The following is a 24,080-nucleotide window of genomic DNA, read 5'->3' as shown; positions in this document are numbered from 1 at the left end:
AGGAGAGAGGGAATTGGTGTCGGTATTGTTTGTATGTCTGGGGAATATATGTCGGTCGCCGATGGCTGAAGCGGTGTTGAGGCACAAAATTGAACAGCGGGGACTGTCGGGGGCGGTGAAGGTGGATTCGGCCGGGACCGGCGATTGGCATATCGGCAATGTGCCTCATGAGGGTACGCGAAAGCTGCTCGATCGCTGGGGAATCAGCTATGAAGGCATGGTCGCCAGAAAAGTGAAGGAGTCGGACTTGGTCGATTTCGACTATATTATCGGGATGGATGATTCCAACATCAGTAACCTGCGCAAGCTGACTGGCGGAGCGGAGGCGGAAATTATGAAATTCATGGATTTGCTTCCGGAAGAACGGCTGCGCGAGGTGCCCGATCCGTATTTCACCGGCAATTTTGATGAGGTGTATCGACTGATTGATGCCGGATGTGACATCCTGCTGGACAAAATCGTTGCGGAAAAGCTATAATCGTTTCGAATATAAGATGTATGCTTAAAGGGACTCGTTCCCCGAATCGGGTATGAAGAAAGCTGGGCTGCTCTATGCAGGAGCAGAGGACAAGCTTTTTTCATCACAGCAAATTGTAAGCGCTTATCCTATGTAGCTGGCGGTTCTTCCGAAGGGGGCAAGCTTATATCCATAGGGGCGAACCATTGGAGCGGACAAGTCTTGTGATCATATGGGAGGCTTCTCGGTCAGGTATGAGACAGGGGGTCAAAAAAAGATGAACAATGCACATTCCATAAAGAAAAGTTGCGGCTGGCTACCCGAAAGGGCGAACACTTGGGCACCAGGCTTTTCTTGGGATTATAGAGTGAGGTCACCCGGCTGAAGCCGGTCCAGGTTCTCTATCCCGTTAATGCGCGTTTGTTCATCTTTTTTTATCCATGCTATGAAAAGAAATGCGGCCCCTAAAGGGCCGCTGGCCGAAGCCGAGGTATGTTACTCGGCCTTCAGGAAGTAACGAAGGGCGTCCGGCAGCTCCTTCTGCCAGAATCCCCAGATGTGGCGGCCGTCCTTCTCGGAGTAGGATACTGTGGCACCCCGCTCTTCAAACAGATCCCTGGTCGTGCGGTTTAACTCGACAAAGTTATACACGCCCGTGTCCGTTGCATAGCTGTCCTCCTGCAAGCCAACGATCATGTAGACATCGAGCCAGGACAGGTCGCTGTGGATGGAGATCATGCTTTGGGATTTCTCGTAAAAAGCGCCGGAGAGGCTGATCACACGTGTAAACAGCTCCGGATATTGCAGTGCGAGATGGACCGATACGCTTCCGCCGAGCGAGTCGCCGGCCAGCACACGTTCAGATGCATCGCGGCGAACCGGATACTTTTCTTCTATAAAGGGAATAATCTCTTCGGCGAAGCATGACAGATACGCATCGAAGCGGCTGCCAAACGGCGCGTATTCCTCTGTGCGGACTTTGGTGTTCACTTCCACGCCCACGATGATGAAGGGCTCATAGCCTTCTTCGAGAATCAATTGATTGGCCCAGGTGGCAATGCGGCCAAAGTTGAAAAATTCCTCGCCGTCCTGGCAATAGACGACCGGATAGCTGAGCACCTCGTTGTAGCCGGGCGGGAGGTAGATGCGGAGGGTCCGATCTTCCTGGAGATGGCGACTGTGGATGACCTCCTTTACAATGGTTCGTTTCAATAATCGTTCATTCGTCATGAGTGATCACCTTTTGGGTTAGTTTTTGAAAAGCTGTATACAATAAGCTAAAATGTACCTGGTTCGCAAGCTGCGCCTGTTGCAGGATCACCCTGCTGTGTTACCCGTAGTTTTTACAACTGTTATAGTATTAACAACGCCCTGTTATACATACAAAAGTCAAGAAATATTAAATTTAACGCCGTATTTCTTTGACGAAAGCAATAAAACAGGTGTATAATAATTCTATAACAGCGGAACTTGATATTCAAATATTTATTGAGGTGAAAAAAATGACCAAGGTTCCTTATGAAGTATACACCGAGGAAGTGGAAACTCTATCCGTACTTTCCCCGGACGGCGAAATCGTAAACAAAGATCTTCTGCCAGAACTATCCGATGATCAATTGAAAGAGATTATGTACCGTATGGTATTTACCCGTACTTGGGACGATCGTGCCGTTAACCTCGGCCGTCAAGGTCGTCTCGGTTTTTATGCGCCTGTATCCGGTCAAGAAGCTACGATGATCGGAAGTGAATTCGCACTAGAGAAAGACGATTTCGTATGCCCGGGCTACCGCGACATGCCGCAAATCGTATGGCACGGCCTCCCGCTTTATCAGGCATTCCTGTATTCCCGCGGCCATCAGCATGGCGGACAAATTCCTGAGGGCGTGAACGTGCTTATGCCTCAAATCATCATCGGTGCGCAAATTTTGCACGCGATGGGGATTGCAATGGGCTACAAATTGAAGAAGCAAAAGCAAGTTGTTATCACATACACCGGTGATGGCGGTTCCTCCGAAGGCGACTTCTACGAGGGTCTGAACTTTGCAGGAGTTTACAAGCTGCCGGTTATTTTCTTTGTACAAAACAACGGCTATGCCATTACAACTCCTTTCTCCAAGCAGACAGCAGCGCTTTCGATCGCTCACAAAGCTGTTGCAGCCGGTATTACTGGCGTGAAGGTTGACGGTATGGACGTGTTTGCTGTTATCAAAGCGGTTCGCGATGCTGCTGAGCGCGCTCGTAATGGCGAAGGCGCCACGCTGATCGAAGCTGTAACTTATCGTTTCCGTCCGCATTCCCTGTCTGACGACGCTACGAAATATCGTACGAAGGAAGAAGAAGGCGAGTGGAACGAGAAGGACCCAATCGCGCGTCTTGCGAAGTATCTGGAGAAGAAAGGACTGTGGACCGAAGAGGATACAGCTCGCGTGAAAGAGGAAGCAAAAGCGAAAGTGAACGAACAGATCAAAAAGGCTGAGCAAACCGAGAAAATGACCATCCCTGGTCTGATTGACAGCATGTTCGAACATACACCGCATGATCTTGAAGAGCAAAAAGCTGATTTTAAATAAAATCGGCTGCTGCTTCATGCCGCGGTATGAAGCCTTTGGTAGCATATTGATGCCAGTGCGTTGATCTGGCTGACGAGCGATATAAAGCACACATTCCGAAAGTTTATGTGAACTGTAATGTCTAAGGAGGAAATGAAGCAATGGCACAAATGAACATGAAAGAAGCGATTCGCGATGCGATTCGCGTTGAATTGAGCCGCGACCCTAACGTTGTTGTCTTCGGTGAAGACGTTGGTCATGTCGGCGGTGTCTTCCGGGTAACCGAAGGCCTTCAAAAAGAATTCGGGGAAGAGCGCGTATTCGATACGCCGCTGGCTGAATCCGCAATCGGCGGTTTGGCTGTCGGTCTTGGTATTCAGGGCTTCCGTCCGATTGCCGAGATTCAATTCGTCGGATTTATTTTTGAGGCGCTGGACCAGATGGTCGTACAGGCAGCTCGCATGCGTTACCGTTCCGGCGGCCGTTACAACTCGCCAATCGTATTCCGTACTCCATACGGCGGCGGAGTTAAAGCGGCTGAGCTGCACACCGATGCGCTTGAAGGTTTGCTTGCACAATCTCCGGGTATTAAGGTTGTAGTGCCTTCCAACCCATACGATGCCAAAGGCTTGTTGATCTCGGCAATCCGTGACAACGATCCGGTATTTTTCATGGAGCACTTGAACCTGTACCATGCCTTCCGTGCGGAAGTTCCAGAAGGTGACTACACGGTGGAGATCGGCAAGGCGAATGTTGTTCGCGAAGGTTCCGACGTTACCATTATCGCTTATGGCATGATGGTACACACCGCTGCCAAAGCAGCTGAAGAGCTTGAAAAGAACGGTATTAAAGCCGAGATTATCGACCTGCGTACCGTTTCTCCTATCGATATTGACACGATCGTGGCTTCTGTTAAGAAGACAAACCGCGCTATCGTCGTTCAGGAAGCGCAGAAATCTTCCGGCGTCGCTGCCGAAGTGATTGCACAAATCAACGAAAAGGCGATCCTGCATCTGGAAGCCCCAGTGCTTCGCGTTGCACCGCCGGATACTGTATATCCATTCGCTCAAATTGAGGATGCCTGGCTGCCTACTCCTGCACGCATCGTAGAGGCCGTTAACAAAGTCTTGAATTTCTAATCGCAGCAAATTTCTAGGGAGGTTTTACAGTGGCAAAATTTGAATATCGTTTCCCAGAGCTGGGTGAAGGGCTGCATGAAGGTGAAATCATCAAAATGCACATCAAGCCTGGCGACAAAGTAACAGACGACGACATCATCATGGAAGTACAGAACGACAAGGCAGTCGTGGAAGTTCCTTGTCCCGTAAACGGTACGGTTCAGGAGGTTTTTGCCAAGGACGGTCAAGTGTGCCGTGTCGGTGAAGTTGTTGCTGTTATCGATGCTGAAGGTGACATTCCGGATCAAGGCGGTCATGCTGACGAGCAAGCGGCTCAAGAAGCTGACGCAGCTCAAGGCAGTGCGGATACTACCTCTTCTCCTGCTCAAAACGCTCCGTCGGATGCGAAGCAGGGCGAAGCTGGCGCTGCAGCAGCACCGGCTGCACCTAACCGTGAAGTGTTGGCGACGCCAAGCGTTCGCAAGTTTGCTCGCGAGCAAGGCGTTGACATTGCTCAAGTGCAAGGCACTGGCAACAACGGCAAAGTGACTCGCGAGGATGTGGAAGCATTCAAGAACGGCGGCGGTCAAGCAGCAGCGGCAGCTCCTGCGCAAGAAGCGACTTCCGGTACTGCAGCAGCAGCTCCAGCAGTTGATGCACGTGCTGAAGAAGAACGCGTTCCGTTCAAGGGCATCCGCAAAGCGATCTCCAATGCGATGGTTAAATCGGCATACACCGCTCCGCACGTTACGATTATGGACGAAGTGGATGTAACCGAGCTGGTGGCGTTCCGTACGCGCATGAAGCCAATCGCAGAGAAGAAAGGCACGAAAGTGACCTATCTGCCATTCATCGTTAAAGCGCTCGTTGCGGCTTGCCGTCAATTCCCTGCGCTCAACGCGATGATCGACGAAGAAGCGAACGAGATCGTATACAAAAAGTACTACCACATCGGTATCGCTACTGACACAGACAACGGCCTGATCGTGCCGGTTATCAAGGATGCTGACCGTAAGAGCATCTGGATGATCGCTGACAGCATCCGTGATCTGGCTGCTCGTGGACGCGAAGGAAAACTCGGTCCGAACGAAATGAAAGGCAGCACCATTTCCATCACTAACATCGGTTCCGCTGGCGGTATGTTCTTCACTCCGATCATCAACTTCCCAGAAGTTGCGATTCTCGGAACAGGACGTATCTCGGAGAAAGCCGTTGTGAAGAACGGCGAAGTTGTGGCTGCTCCAGTGATGGCGCTGTCCCTGAGCTTCGACCACCGCATCATCGATGGTGCAACAGCACAAAACTTTATGAACTATATTAAAGAGCTGCTCGCAAACCCTGAGCTGCTTGTTATGGAGGTGTAACTAATGGTAGTAGGAGATGCTTCTCTTGATATCGATACACTAGTCATTGGTGCTGGACCTGGAGGTTACGTGGCGGCGATTCGTGCCGCCCAGCTGGGTCAAAAGGTACTGATCGTGGATAAATCCGAGGTTGGCGGCGTGTGCTTGAACCGCGGCTGTATTCCTTCCAAAGCGCTGATCTCGGCTGCTCATCAATTTGAGCAAGCTAGCCATGCAAGCCAGTTCGGCGTGAACGTTGAAAACGTAAGCGTGGACTTCAGCAAAACACAGGAGTTCAAGAACAGTGTTGTCAAAAAGCTGACCGGCGGCGTTGGTTCCTTGCTGAAAGGCAACAAGGTTGAAATTTTCAAAGGCGAGTGCATGTTCATCAACGAGAACGAAGCGCGTGTGTTTAATGAAAACGAGTCTCCGCGCTATCGCTTCAAAAACTGCATCATCGCTACAGGTTCCCGTCCAATCGAGCTGAAAGCATTCCCGTTTGGCGGACGGATTCTGTCCTCCACCGAAGCGCTTGAGCTTGAAGAACTGCCGAAGAGCCTTATCGTGATCGGCGGTGGATACATCGGTGCTGAGCTGGGTCAAATGTTCTCCAAATTCGGCACGAAAGTAACCATCATTGAAGGTATGGAATCCATCCTGAACGGATTCGATCCGGATATGACCAAACTGGTTGCGAAGAACATGCAAAAAACCGGCGTGGAAATCGTAACTAACGCGAAAGCGGAAAGCGCAGAGCAAACCGACAAGGACGTGACTGTGAAGTACTCCGTTAACGGCGAAACGAAAGAAGTGACCGCAGACTACCTGCTGGTGACTGTCGGCCGTCGTCCTAACACGGACGGAGAGCTTGGCCTTGATCTGATCAACATCGAAATGACCGATCGCGGTCTGATCAAAGTTGACCATCAAGGACGCACCAACCATCCGCATATCTTTGCGATCGGTGACGTTGTTCCTGGACCAGCTCTGGCACACAAAGCTTCCTACGAAGGTAAAGTGGCTGCTGAAGCAATCGCAGGCCTGCCATCCGTGGTGGACTACAAATGCGTACCGGCAGTGGCTTTCACAGATCCAGAATGCTCCAGCGTAGGTCTGACGGAAGCGCAAGCGAAAGAGCAAGGCTACAAAGCGAAATCCGCGAAGTTCCCGTTTGCGGGTAACGGACGCGCATTGTCCTTGAACAGCCCTGACGGCTTCGTGAAAATCGTTGCTGACGAAGAAACAGGTCTTGTTCTGGGTGCTCACATCGCAGGTATCGAAGCTTCCAACCTGATTGCCGAGCTTGGTCTCGCAATCGAAATGGGTGCAACGCTTGAGGATATCGCATTGACTATCCATGCTCACCCAACGCTTGGTGAAATCGTGGCGGAAAGTGCCGAGCTTGTTCTTGGCCATCCAATTCACGTGGTAGCACCGCGCAAGTAAGGACTGATTCATCAAGGACCTCATGTGTTCTATACGGAGGCTGCCTCGGCCGGGTTGTCATGACCTGGCCTGGGCAGTCTTTTTTTATATCAATTTATGTGACCGAAAAGTAGCGTTATGATAAACTATGAGCTAAGACATCAGGACGAAGAAGGTAGGTTGTAGGATGAGAAATTACTTGGAACTGCTGCAGGATATTATGGACAATGGCGTGAAGAAAGAGGACCGCACCGGGACCGGAACATTGTCGGTTTTCGGGCGTCAGCTCCGGTTTGATCTATCCCAAGGCTTCCCCCTTGTGACAACGAAGCGGATTCACATCAAGTCTGTGGTGCATGAGCTGCTCTGGTTCCTCAGAGGGGACACGAACATCCATTATCTGAAGGAGAACGGGGTGCGCATCTGGGACGAGTGGGCGGATGAGAACGGGGATTTGGGCCCGGTGTACGGCTCGCAGTGGCGCGCCTGGGAGGCCCCGGACGGCCGTAAAATCGATCAGATTGCAAACGTGATTGAAGCCATCAAGAACAACCCGGACTCCAGACGCCATATGGTCAGCGCATGGAATGTGGCGGAGATCGACAATATGAAGCTGCCGCCATGCCATTTTGTATTTCAGTTCTATGTAGCCGAAGGCAAACTCTCCTGCATGCTGACGATGCGTTCGGTGGATACGTTCCTCGGGCTTCCGTTCAACATCGCCAGCTATGCGCTCCTGACCCACATGGTCGCCCAGCAATGTGATCTTGAGCCAGGAGAATTCATCTGGTCCGGCGGGGATGTACACATTTATCTCAACCATCTGGAGCAGGTGAAGACCCAGCTTGCGCGTGAGCCGTACGCGCTTCCGCGGCTGATCATCAAGCGCAAGCCAGATAGCATTTTCGATTACCAATATGAAGATTTCGAGTTTGAGGGTTATCAGCATCATCCAACGATCAAAGCAGAGGTAGCCGTCTAAACAGACACGCAACGTGCGGATCAGACTTATCTTGCATCCATGACCCGCGCAGGAGAACCCCGCAGTTGATGATGAAAGGAGGTTGTTTATGACGATATCGATGATATGGGCAATGGGGAAAGACCAGGTGATTGGCCGAAATGGAGGCATGCCGTGGCATTTGCCGAAAGATATGGCGTATTTCAAAAGAATGACGCTGAACAAGCCGATCCTGATGGGTAGGAAAACATGGGAATCGTTCGGCAGCAAGCCGCTCCCGAACCGGACCAACATTGTGCTGACGCGCGATCCGGGCTTTCAGCTGAAGCCGGAGGAAGGCATCGTTATCCATGAGCTGGAAGATGCGCTCGCTTATGAGGGCGAGCAGGAGCTGATGGTCATCGGCGGTGCGCAAATCTATGAGCTCATGCTGCCAAAAGCGGATCGGCTCTATGTCACTTTTATCGACCATGCGTTTGAAGGAGACACCTTCTTCCCGGAAGTGAACTGGGAGGAATGGCAGGTGGTGGAAGAGGTGCGGGGCATCACGGACGAGAACAATCCATACCGCTATCGCTTTGTCACCTATGAGCGCAAGGTTCGCAAATAAGAGGCCATAAATTCCTGCTCCCTGATATTACTATCGCCGATAGAGACTTTTATAGTCGGAAAATACAAATGATCATGCATATAATCCATTTAACATGCAAAAAGTGAAGTGCTACTATATCTCTAATGTTTATACATGAAGTTGTTTATTTAGCCAGGAACCGCAAGCTTTCGACAGACTGATAAAAATTTTACTTGGCATAAATAAAAAAGTTGTATCAGCTTCTTCACGGTTTCTTCGATATAAATCGATCGGTTATTGTTGATTTATGATATGATATTTTGTACATGTATTTCACCAGTGATAGAACGGATGGGGGTAAAAGCAGTATGTCAACACCAACAGGATTTATGGAATATCAGCGTCAGCTACCGGCAGACCGGGATCCGGCAGAGCGCGTTAAAGACTGGGAAGAGTTTCATAAACATTTAGAAGAAGAAGAGCTTCAGACCCAGGGAGCACGTTGTATGGACTGTGGTACGCCATACTGCCACACAGGTATCGACATGATTGGCGGAACGTCCGGGTGTCCGATTCACAATTTGATTCCGGAATGGAACAACCTCGTATACCGCGGGCTGTGGAGAGAAGCGCTGGAGCGTCTGCACAAGACCAACAACTTCCCTGAGTTTACCGGACGCGTGTGTCCTGCGCCTTGCGAAGGCTCCTGTACGGTAGGATTGATCGGCCAGCCCGTGACGATCAAATCGATTGAGCAGGCGATTATTGACAAGGGCTTCGAAGAGGGCTGGGTCGTTCCTGAGCCGCCTGAGAAGCGCACAGGGCGTCGTATCGCCGTCGTTGGCTCCGGACCTGCCGGTCTGGCTGCAGCGGCCCAGCTGAACAAAGCAGGCCACTCTGTGACCGTGTTCGAGCGTTCCGACCGGGTAGGCGGACTGCTTACGTACGGCATTCCGTCGATGAAGCTGGACAAGGGCGTTGTACAGCGCCGTGTGGATCTGCTGGCGGCCGAAGGCGTGGAGTTCGTGGTGAACACCGAGATTGGCAAAGACATCCCGGCACAGCAGCTTGTGGATGAGTATGATGCGGTCGTTCTGTGCGGTGGTGCAACAAAGCCGCGTGAATTCAACATTGAAGGCAGCGATTTGAAAGGCGTTCATTATGCGATGGACTACCTGAATGGCACGATCAAGAGCTACCTTGACTCCGGTCTTCAGGATGGAAATTATATTTCCGCTAAAGACAAGGACGTTATCGTCATCGGGGGCGGGGACACCGGCTCTGACTGTGTGGCAACCGCACTTCGTCACGGCTGCCGGAGTGTCACCCAGTTCGGTACGCACAAGCGTCCACCGCTGGAGCGCGATCCGATTGCCAACCCGTGGCCGCAATTCCCGAATGTGTATACCCTCGATTATGCACATGAGGAAGCGAAGGCGCTGTTCGGCGAAGATCCGCGTGAGTTCTCGATCATGACGACCAAATTTGTCGGCGACGAGAACGGCAACCTGAAAGAGCTTCATACGGTTCAAATCGAGCGGATCGTGGATGAAACCGGCCGCAAAATCTATCAGCCGATTCCGGGCACGGAAAAAGTATTCCCGGCTCAGATGGCGCTGATCGCAATCGGCTTCGACGGACCAGAGCAAACGCTGGTTCAGCAGCTGGGGCTGGAGACAGACCGCCGCACGAACGTGAAGGCGCCTTACGGCAAATATACCACCAATGTTGACAAGGTGTTTGCTGCCGGGGATATGCGCCGGGGCCAAAGCCTGGTTGTATGGGCGATCAACGAAGGCCGCGAGGTGGCTCGCGAGGTTGACAAGTATTTGATGGGCTCTACGGTTTTGGTTTAATCCAATCCGAAAATATGATATATTAATAGATACAGATAAGGACTTCGCGCTGGCGAAGTCCTTTTTTAGAGGCAAGGATATGTTTAATCTTGCCAATATCGACAATGAAACGGCTTAAGATAAGTTTCTGTGTGGTAGTAGGAGGAGAGTCGAATTGAAGACGCTGGTCATTGCCGAAAAGCCGGATATGGGGCGCAATATTGCCGCCGTGATTGAACCCCGGGCCAAGAACAATCGGACGTATCTGGAAGGGGAGCAGTACATCATCACATGGGCGATCGGTCATCTGGTCGGTTTGGCCGAACCGGAGGCGTATGACTCGAAGTATAAAAGATGGAATTTTAACGATCTGCCGATCATTCCCGAGCGCTTCAAGATCGTGCCAAACCCGAAAACGAAGGATCAGCTGAAAGTGATCGGCGAGCTGGCCAAACGCTGCAGCAGCATTGTCAACGCCTGTGATGCAGGGCGCGAGGGGCAGTATATTTTTGCCTTAATCCAGCAGCAGTTAAAGCTCAGCCAGCCGGTCAAAAGACTGTGGATTTCCGACCTGACAGCCGAAAGCATCGCCAAAGGCTTTGCCGAGCTGAGAGATGGCGCGGAATTTGAATATCTGACCCAAGCGGCAAGAGCGCGCAGCGAAGCGGATTGGCTGATCGGCATGAATGCATCCCGCGCGTTTACTACCAAGCATCATACGCTCCTGTCCGTGGGCCGGGTGCAGACTCCGGTTCTGGCGCTGATCTATGACCGTGAGAAAGAGATTGAGGCGTTTGAGTCGCAGACCTTTTACGATGTGAAGGCGTTGTTCCAGCAGGATGAACTGGAGTATGCAGGAACCTGGCAGGGAGAGCGGCTGACTTCGAAGGAGAAGGCCGATGAGATTGCAGGCAAGGTGAAGGGGAAAACCGGAAGAGTTGCAAAGTATGAAGTCAAGGAGACGAAGGAATATCCGTTCAAGCTGTATGATCTAACCTTGCTTCAGCGTGAAGCGAACGCGAAGTTCGGCTATTCCGCGAAAAAAACGCTGGACATTGCCCAAGCGCTGTATGAGCGGCATAAAGTGATCTCTTATCCCCGTACGAACTCCAACTATGTAAACGAACAGAATATCGACGGGATGCATAAAGCGCTGCACATGCTGAAATCGACACCGTATAAGGAGATGGCGGAAGCGGCAGAGCCGGGCCGGGTACATAAAAACAACAGGGCGGTCTGCAATCCGCAGCGGGTCGAGGATCACCATGCAATTCTGCCGACGCTGAAGCGTCCGGGCACGTTGAGCAAGGAAGAGCAGCAGATTTATGATCTGATCATCATCCGTTTTCTGTCCCATTTCTACCCGCCGGCGATGTATAAGCAGCATACGGTTATGACAGAGGTGGAAGAGGAGACCTTCAAGACCAACATCAAGGAGCTGCTGTCTCTCGGCTGGAAGGTGCTGTTGGAGAAGGAGCAGGGGGAGAAGGAGAAGAAGCGGTCCAAATCATCCAAGAAAGGCAAAGAGGATGAGGAGGAAGAAACGCTGGAATGGAATGATCGCCCGTTTGTGATCCAGCCGGAGCTTCCGGTTCAGTGCAAGCGCTCCGAAGTAAAGGAGAAGGCCACCCAGCCGCCCAAAAGTTATACGGAGGGGACGCTGCTGAAAGCGATGGAAAGCGCGGGCAAATCGATTGAAAACGAAGAGCTTCGCGATGCGATGAAGGAGAGCGGGCTCGGCACGCCGGCAACCCGTGCAGCCACGATTGAGCGGCTGAAGAAGGTTGGCTATATTACGATGCAGGGCAAACGGATCACCGTGACCCAAAAAGGGAGATCCGCGGTGGAGCTGATCCGGCATGCAGGCGTCGAGCTGTTGGCGTCACCGGAGATGACCGGGCAATGGGAGCGGAGGCTGAACCAGATTTCCAAAGGGGAAGCGTCTGCGGAACATTTCATGCACAATGTGCAGAAGTTTACACTTTCGATCATCAGCAAGGTGTCGACGCAAAGACCTGCCCCGCCGTCGATGTTTGAATCGGAGAAGGATCGCGCGAAAGGCAAGGGGCGTGCCGGAGGCAGAGGCGGTAAAGCCGCATCGACTGCGGGCTCGGGTACGGCCAAGGGCCGCACGACGCGAACGAACGATGCTGGTCCTGGTCAGGATACCGGACAGGTACGGGAACAAGCTCGTATTCAAGGATCTGCACAAGGGCAATTACGTGGTCAAGCAGAACGTATGCAGGATACCAGATTGTCTGCTGCAAGCAAGCCGGTGCCTCCTGCGGCAAGAGAGACCTTCGGCATCTGCCCGAAGCCGGGCTGCGGCGGTCAGATTATCGAGGGCCGCAAGGGCTATGGCTGCACGCACTTCAAGCAGGGCTGCGGATTTGTCATCTGGAAGGAGTTTGCCGGCAAAAAAATTTCGCATCCGATGCTGAAATCGCTGCTGTCCCAAGGGAAAACACAGCTGCTGTCGTTCAAGCGGGAGGACGGATCTTCATATAAGGCGCGGATTGTACTAAGCGCTACCGGGGATGGCAAGCTGGCACTGCAGCCAGAGGCAGCAAATGAAGCTGCGCGGTAAATCGTGCGCACGTACGGGTTCATCCTGTGCTCCATTCATTCATCCGCTCGCTTGTCGAGTGTGATCAACACTGAACAGCACGCATACAACAGGGCTGCCGATCGGTCAATGTGCAATGACCTTTCAGGCAGCCCTGTTTGTGCTGACAGTTGGTATAGCTATATAGGTGCTGCTTGCTTCTCACGCCAGCGTTACGTCTTCCATTCCAAACCCCTGGAGTAGATGTTCGCTTGAGGCAGCGTTAGGCGATGCCTCAATGACGACAGGTACTACGTGAGGTGGTTGTGGATGACCTCCGGCACTTCGGTCAGGGCGGATACGGTGTACAGCACATGATGCGGCTTGACGTTGATTTCAACGAGGTTGTACTCCCATTCCAGCTTTTGCTCGATATAGATGCAGTTGATGCCGGCCGACAGGGCAGGCAAAACATCGGTACGCAACGAATTGCCGATCATCCAGGTGCAATGGCGATCGAAATGCTTCAGCGTGAGAATGTTCTCAAGCGCTTCTACGTTTTTGTGCTGGCGAATATAGATACGATCGTCAAAATAATCGGCAAGCTTCATCTGCTCAATCTTGCGCTGCTGGATCCGAGCTTCCCCGCCGGTATACAGATACAGGTGATGGCCTTCGCCGCGAAGCCGCTCCAGCGTTTCGACCATCCCGGGATAAGCCTCAACTTCCTGTTCATACACGCTCATTCCGAGCGAGAACAGCTGCTTCTCTTCTTCCTCGTTCAACTCGCGTCCGTATTGTTCGCTGAAGAAGCGGTAGGTGGCAATGAGCGACTCAGGAAAGTTCACGCTGGCGAAGCCCACCTTGTTCACGCCGGCCACATCGATTTCGATCTGCTTGGCACGAACGAGTTCGGTGGTAAGCCCGTACGGCTCAAACCAAGTGGTCATCTGCTCGAAATATTCTCCCAGAACAAGCTCGAAATATTTATTGCAATGAATCAATGTATCATCCAAATCAAAGATAAGATGCTGCGATTGTTGGTTCATAAGTGATCTCCTTCTCGGTGCAGGAAAATATAAAATTGCTTCATCCTCTTATCGGTGACAGGCCCAGCACACCGCCTTTTAGGACAGACGAATATAATTCTCCAGGAACATCTGCAGCTCTGACGCGCCGTCCGGCCGCAGGCTGAATCGTTCGTTATTCTCGGATTTCAGATGGGATCGAAGCAGTCCTGCCGCTCTTAGAATCATCAGATGGTGCATCAGCGTTTCGTAGGGCTGTCCAAGCTCGACCGCCATCTCCGATACGGCCTTCGGCTCATCGGCGATATAGCGCAGCAGCTTCAGCCGCTCCGGATCCGCCAGCGCTTCGGTCATGCGCAGCAGCACGACAGGCGGCTCATCCTCGTCTTCTTCGGGAATATCAATCGGATACTGGAGCAGAATCAGATTGTCATAGAAGCAGTATGTGTTGATCGGCCGAAAGTGAGTGCCTGGAAACAGCGTAACGTTTGTCTGCGGCACGTGATCGAGAATGACACCGCTGGAGGCATATTCGATCAAGTTTTCCGGATCCATCTTCGTCAAGAGCAGCTGCTTCTCTTCGGCATCCTCTTGCAGCAGGGGGCGAAGATCGCTCTCTACTTCGGCAAAATAATGCTCGTGCCACAGCTTTAATAGCGGTGTATAGCTTGTGCGAATTCGGTTCGTTTCATCCGCCGTCAGCCAGGAAATATGCTCGGCGAGCAGGCGATGCAGCTCATCGGAGGATGAGGTTTCCAGCCAGTGCAGAAAGTCCGGAATCTCATCATGCTCTCCTCTCAGCATAACGATGGCGTACAGCACATCATAATCGGCCAGCGGCCAGAAGCGCGCTTCGCCCATTTGCACGCGCACCGGCTGGGGCAGACAGGCATCCATTCGCGTAATGAGCTGTTTGCCAATGTCCAGATTGTCCGTCCACTTCCTTGTTGCATATACCATAAAGCTGCTGACCAGCTCGTATACTGTGGATACATCGATATGAACTTTATATGTCATGAATAAGTACCCTCCCAAGTGATGGCATTGTAATTATTATGGCTTGTATCGAATGGGGTTGTCCACTATAATGTTCATTTGGCTGTTTGATTATTTGCTTTTATGACAGAGGGGGAAGCGTGGTTCGTGACACAAGCTGGACATACCCGGCAGGGGAACATTCATTATTTTATACTTATAGGGGTTGTGATTGCTGCAGGTCTGAGTCAAGGCCTGCTGCTTCCGGTCCTGGCCATATTTCTGGAGCGGATGGGCATATCGTCCACGATGAACGGACTGAACGCGGCGGCGCTGTATGTCGGCTCCTTCGCCATGACGCTGGTGGCCGAGCGGGTGCTCGGCTGGGTAGGTTTCAAGAAACTGATTGCCGCCGGTCTTGTGCTGGTGATGCTCTCGCTGCTTGCTTTTCCGTTAATCCCAAGCGTTGCGCTGTGGTTCGTGCTGCGCTTGCTGGTTGGTATCGGGGACAGCGCGCTGCATTATGCGTCACAGCTGTGGATTCTGATGATGTCAACGCCGGAGAACCGCGGGCGAAGCATATCGTTCTACGGCATGTCCTACGGGATTGGATTCAGCATCGGTCCGCTTGGCATCTCCCTGCTGAAATACGGGGAGGCCGTACCGTTTATTATTTTGGCAGTTCTGTTCTTGCTGCTGCTGGTTGTGGTGCTGTTTAAGCTGCCGGATCTGAAGCCGGAGCGGAGCCAGGGCACGGAGACGGCCGGAGGAGGAAGATACCGCACCAGCTATCGGCTGGCCTGGTATGCGTTAATTCCGGCGTTTCTGTATGGATATATGGAGTCGGGCATCAACAGCAGTTTCCCGGTATATGGCCTGCGCACCGGGTTTACGGTAGAGCAGATCGCGGCGCTGCTGCCTTTTGTCGGCATTGGCGGGTTGTTGCTGCAGCTTCCGCTCGGCATGTTGAGCGACCGGTTCGGCCGCAAACGGGTGCTGACGTTCGCCGGCATTACCGGAGGACTCTGCTTCCTGCTTATACCGCTGGCGGGCACGAGTTTTTGGATGACGCTGGTTCTGCTGACGATCGCCGGCGGATTCGTCGGTTCCTTCTTCTCGCTCGGACTTGCCTATGCGGCAGATATTTTGCCGCGCACGCTGCTGCCTGCAGCCAATGTGGTGGCTTCGTTTCACTTCAATGCCGGCAGTATCGCCGGACCGAACGCAGGCGGGGCGATCCTCGGGACCGGCTGGAATGGCGGCATGTTTGTACTTCTTGGCGGACTATACATTTTATTCGCATGTACCGGCATATTATTTAAGGTAAAGAAATCGACCGCGGATCAAGAATCGCTATAGAGTCTCTTGTCAGCTGCATCTACTGGTATATCAAGAGGGCACGGCACCAAAGGGAACATGTGTTCTCATGGAATTTGCCGCCGCTTTCTTCTAAACTAGAGAGTAGGAATATGCACTTGACGGGAGAGACGAATAGATGATCAAAGTGGAACGGCTTAAGAAGACAGTTGGACCTGATAGAACCCCTGTGCTCAAAGATATCAGCTTCCAGATGGAAACCGGGGAAATGATCGGATTGATCGGTGCCAGCGGAAGCGGGAAAAGTCTGATGATGGGCTGCCTCGCGATGAAGGAACGATGGGACGGCGGCAAATTGCTCATTGACGGAGAAGATATGATGAATCCCTCGGGGAAACGGACAATCAAGAGGGAGTGGGCTTATCTTGAGCAGAATCCGACGCTCAATGTGAACCGGACCGCGCTGAAGAACGTACTGATCGGACAAGCGAGCCAGACCCCATGGTGGCGGATGGTGACCGGCATGGTCCGTTCCGATGATTATATGGGAGCGATGGATACGATTGAGCATCTGGGGCTGCTTGACAAAGCGCATCGCAAGGCCGGAGAGCTGAGCGGGGGAGAGAAGCAGCGCATCGCGATTGCCCGTGCCCTTGTGCATGGCGCGAAGGTCATTCTGGCTGATGAGCCGGTGATGGGACTTGATCCGGGCTCTGCCGAGCATGTTCTGAAGACGTTGAAATCGCTATGCGAGGAGGAACGTTTGACGGTCATCACGGTCATTCCGATCGAGCTGGCCGAGAAATTCTGCACCCGCATCATCGGGCTGGCCGATGGTCAAATTGTGGTGGATGTCACCGGCAGAAGGCTGACACATGGCGAGAAAGCCAGGCTGTAAAACCATAGTCGCCCACAATGGCGCTTATAATAGAAATGAGTTGATAAGGATTGAGACACAAAATAGTGCAGGCTCTGTCGTCTTTGCTGCTCGTCATCATGCTGAGCGGCTGCTCCTTCATTGAGGACCCGATATCCTTGATTAAAACGCCGGATTTGCCTGCGGACAAAGCTTCGCTTAACGGGGTGATCCAGTCTCAGCTTCCAACAGGGGCATCGATTCTGAGGCCGCGCAGCGATACGGACAGCAGTCAGATCCGGATCGAGGATCTGAACAATGACGGCATTCTTGAGGCGGTAGTCTTCTACCAGACGCCGGATGAAGAGATTCAGGTGCACGGTATGATTTTGCAGCAGCAGGGCGACACCTGGGTAAAGAAGCTGAATTTTGACGGGGAAGGGACCGTACTGGAATCATTCGATTTCGTGGACCTGACCAACGACGGCAATTATGAGATTGTGGCCGGTTTCTCGCGCGGGGACAGGGAACTGCAAAATGGGCTGATCGTCTATCAGTTTACAGGCGATGCGCTGGAGAAGCTGGTTCCTCTTCCTTATACGCACTTTGAGATCGGAGATATGAACGGAGACGGCGCCAACGATCTTACGGTTGTATCCCTCCAGAAGAACGAACTGTCCTATATTGTGACGTATCAATATAACATCTTCGATAAGACGTTTAGTGAAATCGACCGGCTGGACCTTGGGTCTAACGTGGAGAGTTATTACAATATTGTCGCAGGAGAAGTGGCGGAGGATAAAGAAGGGATTATACTGGATACGCTCGTATCCTCGAATGATTCCTTTACCAAGCTGATCATTATGGAGGACAACAAGTTTATCGATGTCATTAAGGATGACTCGATGACCTATAAGCCGTTTCCGATCGATAGCGAGGATATTAACGGCGATAGCATTCTGGAGATCGGGGTGCCGGAGACGCCGGTCGGATGGGAAAGCAGGCTGTATGAGGAAATTCCGTATTTCACTACGTATTATCAGTGGGACGGGGAGCTGTCCGAGGAAGGCAAAAAAGGCACATTGAACTTCGTGCTGCAGCGTTATCATGATATCAACAACCGTTTCTATTTGAATTTTCCGGAGGAGCTCTACAACCAGATTACGATCACGCCGGAATCCAACAAGGAAAGTTATTTGAACTTTGTTAAGACGGAGACGGGGGAGTCGGTCGCGGAAATTCAATTCTTCAACATGACCCAGTGGGCTGAAGCAGATCCGGGCTGGAACGTGCTGATCAGAGATAAGAACCGGGTCATTGCCTACCGCAGCCACGGGGATTTGAAGTTTACCAAAAAAGAGAATAAGCCAAGCAACAATGTGGCTCCTATCGAAAGAAAGGGGAACTAAATCTTGAGTAAAGTGCTCATCCTTGAAGACGAAGAATCGATTCGCAGTTTTATAGTCATCAATCTGAAGCGCAACGGCTTTGATGTGCTGGAGACCGGCAACGGCAACGAAGCGCTGTCGATGCTGCAGTCAACGCCGGATATCGACATTGCACTCCTGGACGTTATGGTGCCGGGCATTGACGGATTTGAAGTGTGCCGCAGAATTCGGGAAACGAACGAACGGCTCGGCATCATCTTCTTGACCGCCAAGGTGCAGGAGCAGGATAAAGTCTATGCGCTGTCCGTTGGCGCTGACGACCATGTCAGCAAGCCGTTCAGCCCGACCGAGCTGATCGCGCGCATCCAGTCGCTGCTGCGCCGGGTCAATGTGCAGCGGGCCGGAGCCGCGAAAGTATCCTTCCAGTCCGGACCGTTCTCGCTGGATCTGATCACCAAGCAGTTCAAGAAGAACGGAAAGCTGATCGAGCTGACGCCAACCGAGTTTTCGCTCGTTCAGTTCTTTTTCGAGAAAGAAAATACGCCGCTTAGCCGGGATGTGCTGCTCGACCATGTGTGGGGCAAGGAATATATGGGCGATCCCAAAATTGTGGATGTGAACATCCGACGGTTGCGTCAAAAAATCGAAGAAAATCCTTCCGAGCCGGAATTTCTCCAGACGGTATGGGGACACGGCTATAAATGGAAGGGTCAGGGACAATGATCAAAAAAGGCATAAAGCGGCAGATTGTGCTGCACTATTTTCTGGTAGTGTTTATGGCGCTGCTGCTGGTTGAGATTATCTTTCTCATCGCGATACGAACATACTATTATGATACGGTATACAATCATATCCAAAACCATATTCGGCTGGCCAACGACTTCTATCAGCCGTTCCGGCTGCCGAATTCGGATAACGTGAATCAGCTGGGAGAAATGCTGAGACATTTCGATCTGGATAATACCGAGCTTCAAATCGTGAATACATCCGGCCGGGTGCTGACCACTTCGACCGGCTTTGACACTCAGCAGACGATTGCGTCCAGTGATTTCACCCAAGCGCTGGCAGGGGACACCAGCCGGTGGGTGGGGCGAGATCCGGGTACGGGGCAGATCGTGATGGCGGTGTCCCAGCTCGTTCAGGGCGGGGAGGATCAATATGTGCTTCGCTATGTCACCTCGCTGGAGAAAATGAACAACAAGCTGATGAACATCACGCTATTTGCGATCAGCATCGGTGCGGCAGTACTGGCCACGGTGCTGGCTTTCAGCATCGGTCTGGCGAATTCGATTGTGAAGCCGATCAACAATATAACGACCGTCTCCGCCCAGATGGCGAAGGGGAAATTCGATGTTCGCATCAAGGGCGATTATCGCTATGAACTGGGAGAACTCTCCTCGACGCTGAACTATATGGCACAGGAAATCGTGCGAAGCAATCAGGTGAAGGATGACTTTATCTCATCGATCTCCCACGAGCTTAGAACCCCGCTCACAAGTATTAAAGGGTGGAGCGAGACGTTGAATGTGGGCGGCTACGACCCAGAGGAAACGAAGCTGGGGATGCAGATCATCACGAAGGAAACGGACCGGCTGATCGGTCTTGTGGAGGAGCTGCTGGACTTCGCGAAGCTGCAGCAGAACGAGATGAAGCTTGTCATGAGCAGCGTCAATCTCAAGGAGCTGCTGCAGGAGATTATACTGAACCTGTGGGCCAAGGCCGAGCAGAAAGGGGTCAAAATATTGCTCGAATCGGAGGAAAAGCCGGTCATACACGGCGACGCCAACCGGTTGAAGCAGATTTTCCTCAATATCGTCGACAATGCGGTCAAATTCTCCCACGAGAACGGCGTCATCACGCTATCCTTCACGATGGAGGAGAAGTTTGTGACCGTGACGGTGCGCGACCAAGGCATTGGCATCTCCGAGGAGCATCTCCGGCGCGTGAAGGATCGCTTCTTCCAGGTCAATCCGCTTAATGGCGGTACAGGGCTGGGACTGGCGATTACACAGCAGCTGGTGGAGCTCCACCACGGCTCGATGGAGATGGAGAGCGTCCTCGGCGAAGGAACCTCGGTGATGGTTCGCCTGCCGCTGCCGGAGGGTGAACCTCCCGGGGCGCAGAGCGAAGATGCTGAATTCGGGGCAGAGGCCATGAATCCGCATCATCCGCTCGCGTGAACAACAATAGCATAAGCTCTCCCATCATGAGAAAAAGGGGCATCCCAGGCTGACACAACACCTTGGGATGCCCCTTTCGTATTCATTTGAATCAAGAAGAAGATACGTTGGCGCGAAGCCGTCCTTTCTCGTAAACATCCTGCAGCAGACGCGCAGGCTGTGTGCGCACGGTCGGTTTCGGCAGCACGGTCTCGTATGGACCAACCACGACAACATGGCCGGGTGATCCCTGCACAACCGCGCCATCCTTGATCACAGCGCCTTCGCCGATAATGGCATGCTCGATGTGAGCAGCCTTGCCGATTTTGGCGTTTGGCATAACGACGCTGTCCTTCACCAAGGAATATTTGCCGATCTCGGCACCGCAGAAGATGACCGAGCTTTTGGCTTTGCCTTCAAAGGTGCATTGATCGTGGATGAGGCAGTCGGCATAATCCGTCATTCTGGCGCGGGCCGCCGTCGCTCTGGTCAGCCATGGACGTGTGAACATCGGCCAATCCTGACGTTCCAGCACAAGCTCACGTCCTCTCAGGACGTCCATGTGGGCCTCCCACAAGCTCTGAACGGTACCGACATCACGCCAGTAGCCCTGGAAGCGGTAGGCGAGAAGAGGCTCGTTGCCCGCCAGCATTTTCGGAATGACATCCTTCCCGAAATCATGGCTGGACTGCGGATCTTGCGCATCCTCCATCAAATATCGCTTCAAGTAATCCCACCGGAACAAGTATATGCCCATCGAGGCAAGGTTGCTCTTCGGCTCTGCCGGCTTCTCGGCGAATTCGGTAATCGTCAGGGAATCATCCACACTCATGACACCGAATCGGCTCGCATCCTCCCATGGCACTTCCATCACCGAAATGGTGGCCGATGCCCCGCTGTTCTTATGATTATCAAGCATCTGCCTGTAATCCATATGGTAAATGTGATCTCCGGACAACACGAGCACATGCTCCGGATTCTGTTCATCGATATATTTCATATTTTTATAAATAGCATCTGCCGTACCAAGATATTCCTTCTGGTCTGTGTCATACGAAGGCAGCAGTGAAATCCCGTCTCTGCCGCTGCGTGTCAGACCCCAAGGATCGCCTTCCCCGATATGTCTGTGCAGTGAATCTGCCTCATATTGCGTTAATACTCCCACCGTGTCAATGCCGGAATTCACGCAATTGCTGAGAGGAAAATCGATAATCCGGTAATGCCCGCCGAAAGGTACAGCAGGTTTTGCCAGCTTAGAGGTCAGAGGTGCCAATCTCTTGCCTTCACCTCCGGCCAGAAGCATAGCGATGCAGTCTTTTCTCTTCATCACGTTTCCCTCCCAATTTTTTTCAACGTTGATACTTACATAACCGACATGCTCGGGGTTTGAAACGATTATATTGAAATATTGAAATGAAAATTTACACTGCTGTATTGGTGTTTCGTGAGATGGGAAGCAAAAGATGTTTTGTTATTTTCAAGCTGGTTAAAATGGGTTAATAGCATTAATAACTGTAATTTTATGCCGAAGCAGGTGATAAATATTGAATGCTCAAGAAGTCAGGGAAGGAAGCATAACTCCTGAACAAGTGTACTTATTCCATGAAGGAACTTCATTTCACAGCTATCGCTGGATGGGCGCACACCCTGCAAGGGAAAACGGAGAAGAGGGAGTACGCTTTACCGTCTGGGCCCCCTGCGCAAGGCAGGTCGGGGTCGCAGGGGACTGGAACGGTTGGGACGGCTCGCAAGACACGTTATATAGGATGCCCCAATCCGGGATCTGGAGTCGTTTTTTTCCGGGGCTTCAGGCTGGGAATTTGTACAAATATCACATCACCGACCAGCATGGGGCGTCCTTCCTGAAGGCAGATCCGTATGCTTTTCACGCCGAAGTGAGACCGAATACCGCGTCTGTCGTGACAGATCTAAGCGGGTACAACTGGAACGATGCCGCGTGGCGGCGCAAGCGAAGAGCTCCTTATGCCAAACCGATGAACATCTACGAGCTGCATGTCGGCACATGGCGTCAGAAGGCGGACGGCTCCTTTTATACATATCGTGAGCTGGCTGATTTGCTGGTGCCTTATGTGCTGGAGATGAATTACACCCATGTAGAATTGATGCCGCTTGCCGAGCATCCTTACGATCTGTCCTGGGGCTATCAGGAAACCGGTCTGTATGCCGTGACAAGCCGCTATGGCAGCCCGCATGACTTCATGTATCTGGTCGACCGTCTCCATCAAGTCGGCATCGGGGTGATTCTGGACTGGGTGCCTGCCCACTTTGCCAAGGATGCGCACGGACTCCGCTTGTTTGATGGTTCGCCGCTGTATGAATACGCAGATCCGTTAAAGGCAGAAAAGCCGGGCTGGGGAACGCTTTCTTTTGATTATTCCAAGCCTGAAGTGGTCTCATTCCTCGTCTCAAACGCCATATTCTGGATGGAAATGTATCATATTGACGGTCTGCGGGTGGATGCGGTAACGAGCATGATCCGGCTTGATTTTGAGAAAAGAGAAGAACAGTACAGCCGAAACGCGCAGGGAGGTCTTGACAATACGGAAGCGGTCGCCTTTCTGCAAACGTTGAACAAAACGGTGTTTCATTATTACCCGAACGCCTTGATGATGGCCGAGGAATCGAGCGCCTGGCCCGGCGTGACGGCTCCGTCGCATGAGGGCGGTCTGGGCTTCAACTACAAATGGAACATGGGCTGGATGAACGATACGCTGAAGTATATGGAGCTTGATTTCGGGGCCCGGCATGAGAAGCATCACCTGCTGACGTTCCCGATGTGTTACGCCTACTCGGAAAATTTCGCGCTTCCGCTGTCCCATGATGAGGTCGTTCACGGCAAACGCTCGCTCTTGAACAAGATGCCCGGCACCTATGAGCAGAAATTTGCCGGATTACGTCTGCTGCTTGGGTACCAGATTACGCAGCCAGGCAAAAAGCTGACCTTCATGGGCGCTGAATTCGGTCAGTTCATCGAGTGGAAGGACCAGGATCAGCTGGATTGGTTTCTGCTCGATTATGACAGCCATCGCCGGCAGCTTGCCTATACCGCGGCGCTGAATAAGCTGTATCAGCAGGAGCGCGCCTTATGGGAGCTGGATCACAGCTGGGAAGGCTTCCAGTGGATCAACGCAGATAATGCGGAGCAGGGCGTGATTATATATATGAGGAAAGGGAAACGAGCCGGTGACACGCTGATTGTGGTCATCAATTTCCAGCCGCATGCTTATGAGCGGTACCGGATTGGCATGCCGCGCACAGGGGAATATGTCGAGGTGCTGAATTCCGATCACCACGATTATGGCGGGGAAGGGATGCTGAACCCGAAACCGCTGCATACAGAGAAGCTGTCATGGCACGATCAGCCATGCAGCGTGGAAATTGCACTTCCGCCGCTTAGCATTGTCATGCTGAAGAAGAAGAGCCCGCAGCGGCGCAGCAGCGCTAAACGGTCTGCGGCACGTCAAGCTTCATCACAGACAGAGAAAATTAAACGACTGTAATCCAATGAAATGGACGGAGGGAGAAGAGAGCA

General features: G+C 52.3%; 19 protein-coding genes. 15 read left to right on the top strand and 4 right to left on the bottom strand.

The genetic code is table 11. The annotated features are described in order from the left end of the window. Positions 1-13 precede the first annotated feature (13 nt). On the top strand, positions 14-478 hold the full coding sequence (locus tag MKX64_RS23510) for a low molecular weight protein-tyrosine-phosphatase (protein ID WP_095263684.1): 465 nt from the start codon (positions 14-16) through the stop codon (positions 476-478). Positions 479-952: 474 nt separating this feature from the next. Here MKX64_RS23510 and MKX64_RS23505 read toward each other — a convergent pair whose 3' ends face one another. Next, the gene (locus MKX64_RS23505; RefSeq protein WP_095398495.1) at positions 953-1,687 is read right to left on the bottom strand and encodes an alpha/beta hydrolase; all 735 of its coding nucleotides are present in this window, start codon (positions 1,685-1,687) and stop codon (positions 953-955) included. 272 nt (positions 1,688-1,959) lie between these two features. Between MKX64_RS23505 and pdhA the strand changes: the two genes are divergently transcribed. From pdhA to MKX64_RS23465, 8 genes are all read left to right on the top strand, one after another. After that, positions 1,960-3,027, top strand: coding sequence for a pyruvate dehydrogenase (acetyl-transferring) E1 component subunit alpha (pdhA, locus tag MKX64_RS23500; protein WP_095263686.1), 1,068 nt, complete (start codon positions 1,960-1,962; stop codon positions 3,025-3,027). A gap of 140 nt (positions 3,028-3,167) precedes the next feature. Further along, entirely contained in the window at positions 3,168-4,145 is a 978-nt protein-coding gene (locus MKX64_RS23495; protein ID WP_095263687.1) for an alpha-ketoacid dehydrogenase subunit beta, read from the top strand. A gap of 29 nt (positions 4,146-4,174) precedes the next feature. Next, a complete protein-coding gene (locus MKX64_RS23490; RefSeq protein ID WP_095263688.1) occupies positions 4,175-5,488 on the top strand; it encodes a dihydrolipoamide acetyltransferase family protein in 1,314 nt (437 codons plus the stop codon). A gap of 3 nt (positions 5,489-5,491) precedes the next feature. Then, a complete protein-coding gene (gene lpdA, locus MKX64_RS23485) occupies positions 5,492-6,913 on the top strand; it encodes a dihydrolipoyl dehydrogenase (RefSeq protein WP_095263689.1) in 1,422 nt (473 codons plus the stop codon). Positions 6,914-7,079: 166 nt separating this feature from the next. Then, positions 7,080-7,874: a thymidylate synthase gene (gene thyA / locus MKX64_RS23480; RefSeq protein WP_155617808.1), complete on the top strand. Its 795-nt coding sequence runs from the start codon at positions 7,080-7,082 to the stop codon at positions 7,872-7,874. Positions 7,875-7,962: 88 nt separating this feature from the next. Further along, on the top strand, positions 7,963-8,463 hold the full coding sequence (locus MKX64_RS23475; protein WP_155617807.1) for a dihydrofolate reductase: 501 nt from the start codon (positions 7,963-7,965) through the stop codon (positions 8,461-8,463). A 329-nt stretch (positions 8,464-8,792) separates the two neighbouring features. After that, on the top strand, positions 8,793-10,280 hold the full coding sequence (locus tag MKX64_RS23470) for a glutamate synthase subunit beta (protein ID WP_341037635.1): 1,488 nt from the start codon (positions 8,793-8,795) through the stop codon (positions 10,278-10,280). A 154-nt stretch (positions 10,281-10,434) separates the two neighbouring features. Beyond that, complete coding sequence (locus tag MKX64_RS23465) at positions 10,435-12,846, top strand: type IA DNA topoisomerase (protein ID WP_095398492.1); 2,412 nt, start codon at positions 10,435-10,437, stop codon at positions 12,844-12,846. Positions 12,847-13,115: 269 nt separating this feature from the next. Here MKX64_RS23465 and MKX64_RS23460 read toward each other — a convergent pair whose 3' ends face one another. Together MKX64_RS23460 and MKX64_RS23455 are read right to left on the bottom strand one after the other, a co-directional pair. Beyond that, positions 13,116-13,853, bottom strand: a complete 738-nt coding sequence (locus MKX64_RS23460) for an HAD family hydrolase (RefSeq protein WP_341037633.1) — start codon at positions 13,851-13,853, stop codon at positions 13,116-13,118. 78 nt (positions 13,854-13,931) lie between these two features. Continuing rightward, positions 13,932-14,849: an ArsR/SmtB family transcription factor gene (locus tag MKX64_RS23455; RefSeq protein ID WP_095263695.1), complete on the bottom strand. Its 918-nt coding sequence runs from the start codon at positions 14,847-14,849 to the stop codon at positions 13,932-13,934. Positions 14,850-14,975: 126 nt separating this feature from the next. Here MKX64_RS23455 and MKX64_RS23450 point away from each other — a divergent pair, with 126 nt between their 5' ends. From MKX64_RS23450 to MKX64_RS23430, 5 genes are all read left to right on the top strand, one after another. Further along, on the top strand, positions 14,976-16,166 hold the full coding sequence (locus tag MKX64_RS23450) for an MFS transporter (RefSeq protein ID WP_341037630.1): 1,191 nt from the start codon (positions 14,976-14,978) through the stop codon (positions 16,164-16,166). Between the two features lie 136 nt (positions 16,167-16,302). Beyond that, positions 16,303-17,022 carry a phosphonate ABC transporter ATP-binding protein gene (locus MKX64_RS23445; protein WP_095263697.1) on the top strand — a complete coding sequence of 240 codons (720 nt, stop codon included), beginning with the start codon at positions 16,303-16,305 and terminating at the stop codon, positions 17,020-17,022. 50 nt (positions 17,023-17,072) lie between these two features. Further along, positions 17,073-18,389, top strand: coding sequence for a hypothetical protein (locus MKX64_RS23440; protein ID WP_341037627.1), 1,317 nt, complete (start codon positions 17,073-17,075; stop codon positions 18,387-18,389). A gap of 3 nt (positions 18,390-18,392) precedes the next feature. Continuing rightward, positions 18,393-19,091 carry a response regulator transcription factor gene (locus MKX64_RS23435; RefSeq protein WP_095263699.1) on the top strand — a complete coding sequence of 233 codons (699 nt, stop codon included), beginning with the start codon at positions 18,393-18,395 and terminating at the stop codon, positions 19,089-19,091. Next, positions 19,088-20,548 carry a sensor histidine kinase gene (locus MKX64_RS23430; protein ID WP_095263700.1) on the top strand — a complete coding sequence of 487 codons (1,461 nt, stop codon included), beginning with the start codon at positions 19,088-19,090 and terminating at the stop codon, positions 20,546-20,548. Before MKX64_RS23435 ends, MKX64_RS23430 begins: the two co-directional genes overlap by 4 nt. Positions 20,549-20,639: 91 nt before the next feature. Here the strand turns inward: MKX64_RS23430 and MKX64_RS23425 are convergent, their stop codons facing one another. Then, entirely contained in the window at positions 20,640-21,854 is a 1,215-nt protein-coding gene (locus MKX64_RS23425) for a glucose-1-phosphate adenylyltransferase (protein ID WP_095263701.1), read from the bottom strand. A gap of 217 nt (positions 21,855-22,071) precedes the next feature. Here MKX64_RS23425 and glgB point away from each other — a divergent pair, with 217 nt between their 5' ends. Continuing rightward, positions 22,072-24,048 carry a 1,4-alpha-glucan branching protein GlgB gene (glgB, locus tag MKX64_RS23420; protein ID WP_341037622.1) on the top strand — a complete coding sequence of 659 codons (1,977 nt, stop codon included), beginning with the start codon at positions 22,072-22,074 and terminating at the stop codon, positions 24,046-24,048. The last annotated feature ends 32 nt before the right edge of the window (positions 24,049-24,080 follow it).

Source organism: Paenibacillus sp. FSL M8-0334, assembly GCF_038000405.1.
Lineage (GTDB): Bacteria > Bacillota > Bacilli > Paenibacillales > Paenibacillaceae > Paenibacillus_AQ > Paenibacillus_AQ campinasensis.
This window is presented reverse-complemented; position numbering and strand designations above follow the sequence as displayed.

Coding starts and splice junctions, on each gene's coding strand:
- MKX64_RS23505 (WP_095398495.1), bottom strand. CDS start 1,687: ATGACGAATGAACGATTATTGAAACGAACCATTGTAAAGGAGGTCATC.
- pdhA (WP_095263686.1), top strand. CDS start 1,960: ATGACCAAGGTTCCTTATGAAGTATACACCGAGGAAGTGGAAACTCTA.
- MKX64_RS23495 (WP_095263687.1), top strand. CDS start 3,168: ATGGCACAAATGAACATGAAAGAAGCGATTCGCGATGCGATTCGCGTT.
- lpdA (WP_095263689.1), top strand. CDS start 5,492: ATGGTAGTAGGAGATGCTTCTCTTGATATCGATACACTAGTCATTGGT.
- thyA (WP_155617808.1), top strand. CDS start 7,080: ATGAGAAATTACTTGGAACTGCTGCAGGATATTATGGACAATGGCGTG.
- MKX64_RS23475 (WP_155617807.1), top strand. CDS start 7,963: ATGACGATATCGATGATATGGGCAATGGGGAAAGACCAGGTGATTGGC.
- MKX64_RS23470 (WP_341037635.1), top strand. CDS start 8,793: ATGTCAACACCAACAGGATTTATGGAATATCAGCGTCAGCTACCGGCA.
- MKX64_RS23460 (WP_341037633.1), bottom strand. CDS start 13,853: ATGAACCAACAATCGCAGCATCTTATCTTTGATTTGGATGATACATTG.
- MKX64_RS23455 (WP_095263695.1), bottom strand. CDS start 14,849: ATGACATATAAAGTTCATATCGATGTATCCACAGTATACGAGCTGGTC.
- MKX64_RS23445 (WP_095263697.1), top strand. CDS start 16,303: ATGATCAAAGTGGAACGGCTTAAGAAGACAGTTGGACCTGATAGAACC.
- MKX64_RS23430 (WP_095263700.1), top strand. CDS start 19,088: ATGATCAAAAAAGGCATAAAGCGGCAGATTGTGCTGCACTATTTTCTG.
- MKX64_RS23425 (WP_095263701.1), bottom strand. CDS start 21,854: ATGAAGAGAAAAGACTGCATCGCTATGCTTCTGGCCGGAGGTGAAGGC.